Source organism: Microcystis sp. M_QC_C_20170808_M3Col, assembly GCF_007095505.1.
Classification (GTDB): domain Bacteria; phylum Cyanobacteriota; class Cyanobacteriia; order Cyanobacteriales; family Microcystaceae; genus Microcystis.
The window spans coordinates 1-5,018 of sequence record NZ_SFBY01000247.1 but is presented as its reverse complement, the minus strand read 5'-3'; the positions used below and the strand labels follow the sequence as shown (position 1 = coordinate 5,018).

The 5,018-nt window shown below is 36.5% G+C and carries 2 protein-coding genes and 1 pseudogene; all 3 read left to right on the top strand.

Features of this window, described 5'->3' with window-relative positions; translation table 11 throughout:
- Positions 1 to 186 precede the first annotated feature (186 nt).
- The 3 genes and pseudogenes from EWV84_RS11175 to EWV84_RS11165 all read left to right on the top strand — a co-directional run bounded on the left by EWV84_RS11175 (position 187) and on the right by EWV84_RS11165 (position 4,929).
- On the top strand, positions 187 to 1,452 hold the full coding sequence (locus EWV84_RS11175; protein ID WP_287078058.1) for a DNA cytosine methyltransferase: 1,266 nt from the start codon (positions 187 to 189) through the stop codon (positions 1,450 to 1,452).
- A gap of 24 nt (positions 1,453 to 1,476) precedes the next feature.
- Positions 1,477 to 1,658 (top strand): annotated as a pseudogene (lepB, locus tag EWV84_RS11170) (signal peptidase I); the annotation flags it as partial.
- A gap of 232 nt (positions 1,659 to 1,890) precedes the next feature.
- Positions 1,891 to 4,929 carry a patatin-like protein gene (locus tag EWV84_RS11165; RefSeq protein WP_287078057.1) on the top strand — a complete coding sequence of 1,013 codons (3,039 nt, stop codon included), beginning with the start codon at positions 1,891 to 1,893 and terminating at the stop codon, positions 4,927 to 4,929.
- Positions 4,930 to 5,018 lie beyond the last annotated feature (89 nt).

Below are 5,018 nucleotides of genomic sequence, written 5' to 3'. Positions count from 1 at the left end.
TAAGTTTTTATTATTATTTCCCCTTATTAAGTATATCTGTATTAAATAGTTCAAGGATTTTTGACCTTTTGTCATTTAGCGATCGCTATTGAATAAAAACTTTTCCATCTACTGACATTGACCGCAGGGGATTACTGCGACAATACAGTATAATGAAAAGCAGACAATAGAGAACTAATTATCAAGGTGAAACATAGACCAATTGCGATCGATTTATTTGCTGGCTGCGGTGGGATGTCCCTTGGTTTAGAAGCGGCAGGATTTGATATTGCTGTAGCAGTAGAATTTGATGCAGTCCATTCCTTGGTTCATCATTTTAACTTTCCCTATTGTCAAACTATTTGCCGGGATATAGCCAAAGTAACCAGTAGAGAAATATGGGAATTATTAAAACTCAAAGGCTATGCCACCGATGTTAGTTTAATTGCCGGTGGTCCGCCGTGTCAAGGTTTTTCACTTATTGGCAAACGACAAATAGATGATCCTAGAAATTCCCTAGTATTTCAATATCTGCGGATTGTAGGGGAAATTAAACCCAAGTATTTTATCTTTGAAAATGTCCCCGGCATGGCTACCGGTAAACATAAACAATTTTTAGAGGAGTTAATCTCTGAATTTGAAGCTATTGGCTATACAATTAATCAGCCAATTAAAATCCTAGATGCTAGTGAATACGGCGCACCACAAAAGCGCAGAAGATTAATCTTAATTGGTAGTCGCAAGGATGTGACAATGGCCACATATCCTGCTGTTTTGTCAGGAGAAAAATCAGCTTTTACCAGCGTCTATGATGCCATCTCAGATTTAGAATTAATACCAGCTTTTATCGGTACTGATTTAGGCATACCCGCATCAAAATTAGATTATAGTGGCAAGAGGAAAAAATATTCAGTGCAGCCAAGGGATATTTTTAAACTTTGTCATCAAAGAACAGTAGATACAAAAATCTATGGACATATAGGCTCAGTTCATACTCAAAAATCAATTGATAGATTTATCTTAACTGAACCGGGTACAGTGGAGCGAAAAAGTCGCTTTTTAAAGCTTTCCCCTACCGGTTTATGTAACACTCTCCGCGCCGGAACAAATAGTGACAAAGGGGCCTATACTGCTCCTAGACCTATTCACTATTCTATTCCCCGTTGTATCACTGTTCGAGAAGCTGCCAGACTGCATACATTCCCCGATTGGTTTCAGTTTCACCGCACAATATGGCATGGTTTTCGTGAGATTGGTAATGCGGTTATTCCGCTATTATCGAAAGAACTTGGTGATGCTGTGATGAGAGCAATGAACGTCAATACTGCCAATCTCAACCGAGTTATTTTAGAAAAAATGCCAGCAGAATTATTACTATATAATATGTCTCAGGCATCAAACTATTGGGGAATCTCTGATGATGTTATCCCGAAAAGAAAACGAGGTGTCTCTCAGAGGTTGGTCAGTATTTAAATTATACCAAATCCGTTTTAAATAGTTTTAGAAGCACCGCGCTATAATTTGCCGTTAGTTCAGGTTCCTCCTGGTGAATTTTTGTCATGGGAGATAATCGTAATAATAGCAACGATTCCCATATCTGGGGATTTTTACCAGTCAAGAACGTGATTAGCCGTGCAGTTTTTCGCTTTTTACCACTGCATCGCTTTAGCTGGGTTTAATGGTTCTAATCTAACTTCTGACTTCTGTTTCCCCGCAACCTCAAATACCAGGATAAATGTAAGGATTTCTTAAAATATAGTGTAGGATACAATGTTTGTGGCGGGGGGGTGTGTATCGTTGTATAGTGGAAAATGTGGTAGAGCGTCCCAACCCTGATCGCAAAAACCGCCACAAACGACTCCCAACTGTACCTGTATCTTTTAGAACGTCAAATAACCGTCGAGACTTGCTATGACTGCAACACCTGGTCAAAACACAAAATCTTCGTCAGCAACTTGCTTGAAAAAACCAGATTTTCGTAAGGAAACTCGCTTAGGATTAGTGCTTTATGGTGGGGTTTCTCTAGCAGTTTATATGAATGGTGTTTGTCGAGAATTTTATAATGCAACAAGGGGTCGGGGAATTTATAAATTAATTAAAGCACTGACCGATTCAGATATTGTTGTTGATATTGTATCGGGAACTTCAGCGGGAGGAATTAATGGAGTTCTCTTGAGCTATGCAGTTGCTAATAGCTACGAAAAAATTGTAGTTGACTTCAAGGAATTTGGAGATATTTGGCGAGAAAGTGGAGATATAAATAAATTACTGCGTCCGCTCAAAAAAGAAAATAATCAAATAGATGTTAATTCTCTTTTAAACGGCGAAGGCTACTATCAAGAAGAACTTTTTAAAGCTTTTGAAAAAGCTGGAAATAACCAAGAATCTGCTCCTGATGGAGAATGGTATTCAGAGTTTAACGAACTAGATTTATTTATCACTGGCACTGATGTTTTAGGAAGAATCCATCAAACCTTTGACAACACTGGAAAAGTCATCGAAATCAAAGATCATCGTTGCATTTTTCAGCTTAAATATCGAGAAGATCAAGATGTTGGAGATCCTTTTTCTACCAAAGATGCAGATACTCAAAAAGCCTTAGCTAAACTCTGTCGAATCACCTCTTGTTTTCCCCTTGCTTTTCCTGTAGTACCTGTCGAAATTAAGTCTGATAATAAGGTAGATAACAAACTACAAGAATGGGGAAAGCTTTTGAGAAATCGCCTCCTTCCGCAAGAACCTCCAAAAGAGGGATATAAAATCTATTTTGTTGATGGGGGAGTTCTAGATAATCGTCCTTTTAGTTATACCACTGAAGCCATGTATTATCGTACAGCAGATCGTCCTGTCAATCGTCAATTATTTTATCTCGATCCCAATCCAGAAAGCTTTGTTAACAGTAGCAAATTTACAGAAATGGAGCAACCTACTGTTTGGGAAGTCATCACCGGTTCTCTAATCAGTTTACCTAGGTATGAAAGTATTGGCAAAGATCTTCAACAAATCAAAGATATTAACGACAAAATTCGTCGCTATAACTTGTTATTAAAAAGTGTTGATGAAGAAGTACATGAACAAACAACAGAAGCCAAAAATCGTTATTGGAGGTGTCGTTTAGTCAGTTTAAGAGATAGTATTCTCTTCGTAATTTTTGACAACCAATATTTCATTGGCAAAGAACAAGAACAGGAAGAACTATTAGAAAAAAGTGCTACTTTATTGACCCAATTTATTAACAATTTAGAGGAAATTAAAAATCGAGAGGAAACTTTAAATTCCCTAGCTCAAAATATTGAAAATCTAGATCTTCAATATGCTATTAGAAAACATAACTTTCTCTCATCTCAAATTTACTCTCTGATGTCTGATGCTATTACCAAAGATACAGATAATATTGCCAAATATACAGAGTTGAAAAATTTAGCCAATAAAATCACTTGGCTGCTAGAGTTGCTCAAAGTCATTGATCAGGTTGTCAAAGAAGTCATAAAATCCGAACCTGTTCGCCAAAAATTTTATCAACTCATTACAGAAGAGGAAGAAGACAATAATCAACAATCTGTAAATTTGAAGCGCAAAAAAATATATGATTATCTATTAACGTTGTTGCGTCTTATCTTAGATAGTCAAGATTTAGCCGATGTTACCGTAGAAAATCTCAAAGAGCTAGATTTTGACAAAATCGGTTCTATCCGGAGACAATTACGGGACAAGGTTAAAGTTATGGATCTAGATCAAGATTGGGGAGCATTAACTATAACCAAAGGTGAAACAATCTTAGAAAAAATAGAACAAGCTGCTGCGAAGTTGTTAACTGAACAATCGGAGAATATAGAACCAGCAATTGGCAAATTTGAGAAATTTCAGCTAATTGATCAAGTAATATATCCCTATCAATATTTGTCCGATATCCAAAACAAAAATCTAATTAAACTTGTTCGTATTTCTCCCAATGATGCTGATAAAGGATTTGGCAAAGATAAGGGACTTAAAGAAAAATTAGCTGGAGATCAATTTCGTGCTTTTGGAGGCTTTTTTAAGAAATCTTGGCGTTCTAATGATATACTTTGGGGACGGTTAGATGGAGTCAACCGTATTGTTGATGGGTTATTAACTTCAGAATCCTTAAAAGCCTTCTCTGGAGTTGTAAGTCGCCAAATTAAACTAGAACAATTCCCCGGAACTGAGGAAGAGAAAATTCAAGAATACGTCAAGCGACTTGTTGATGAATCTTTTCCCACAGAAACACAAACAGAAAAAAATGAGCTAATTCAAGACCTAATTAAACTTGCTCAACCTAATACAACCCTTGCAAAAGAAGAATTAGAAGAATTCTTAAATAAGCTTGTCATTTTAGGACATAGTGCTATTCTTAAGGAAAATTTAGGGAATGTATTCAAAGACTCAATTTCTGAACAATTGGAATGGAATCAACAAAAAATTGACTCAACTCCTGAACCAATCTACAACTATGTTGGTGGCTATTTTGACAAAGCAGTAACTCCCTTAGCTGCTGCAGAGCTTGCTCAACGTTTCCTAGAAGATTTCAAAGGGAAAGAAAAAGAATACTTCCTGGGTGAATATGGAGTTGGTTCAGAAACAATAGTGAAAGATATACCTTCTAATATTCTCAAAAGTTTAGGCGCTCGGTCAGCGATAATTTTGAGTGATATCATAGAATCTAGTAAGACTGGTAAACGACTGCTTAGACTTCAATCTTATCAGCTTCTCAAACAAATTCTGAATATATACTATTTCCTGTCCCAAAGAAGTAGTCCAAGCAGCTATAAAACACAAGCCTCTCCCCTAATCTCTGCTTTGAAATCATTGCTTCTTTTTATTATTGCATTTGGAGTAATAGCCTATCTACTAAATATCTTACCAAGATGGGCTGTGTTAACGATTGCAACCTTAGCATTACTGGCTCTTCGGGAATTGTTATGCAAATAATTAACTTAAAATAAAATTCGATGAGAGCAACTACGCTCAAAAGTAGCTGAAATTCATACAGGAAAGGACTTAAGGCACAAAAGGGTTAA

What these genes read in the sequence shown, in the direction of transcription:
- EWV84_RS11165 (WP_287078057.1), top strand. Translation starts at nt 1,891, where the DNA reads ATGACTGCAACACCTGGTCAAAACACAAAATCTTCGTCAGCAACTTGC.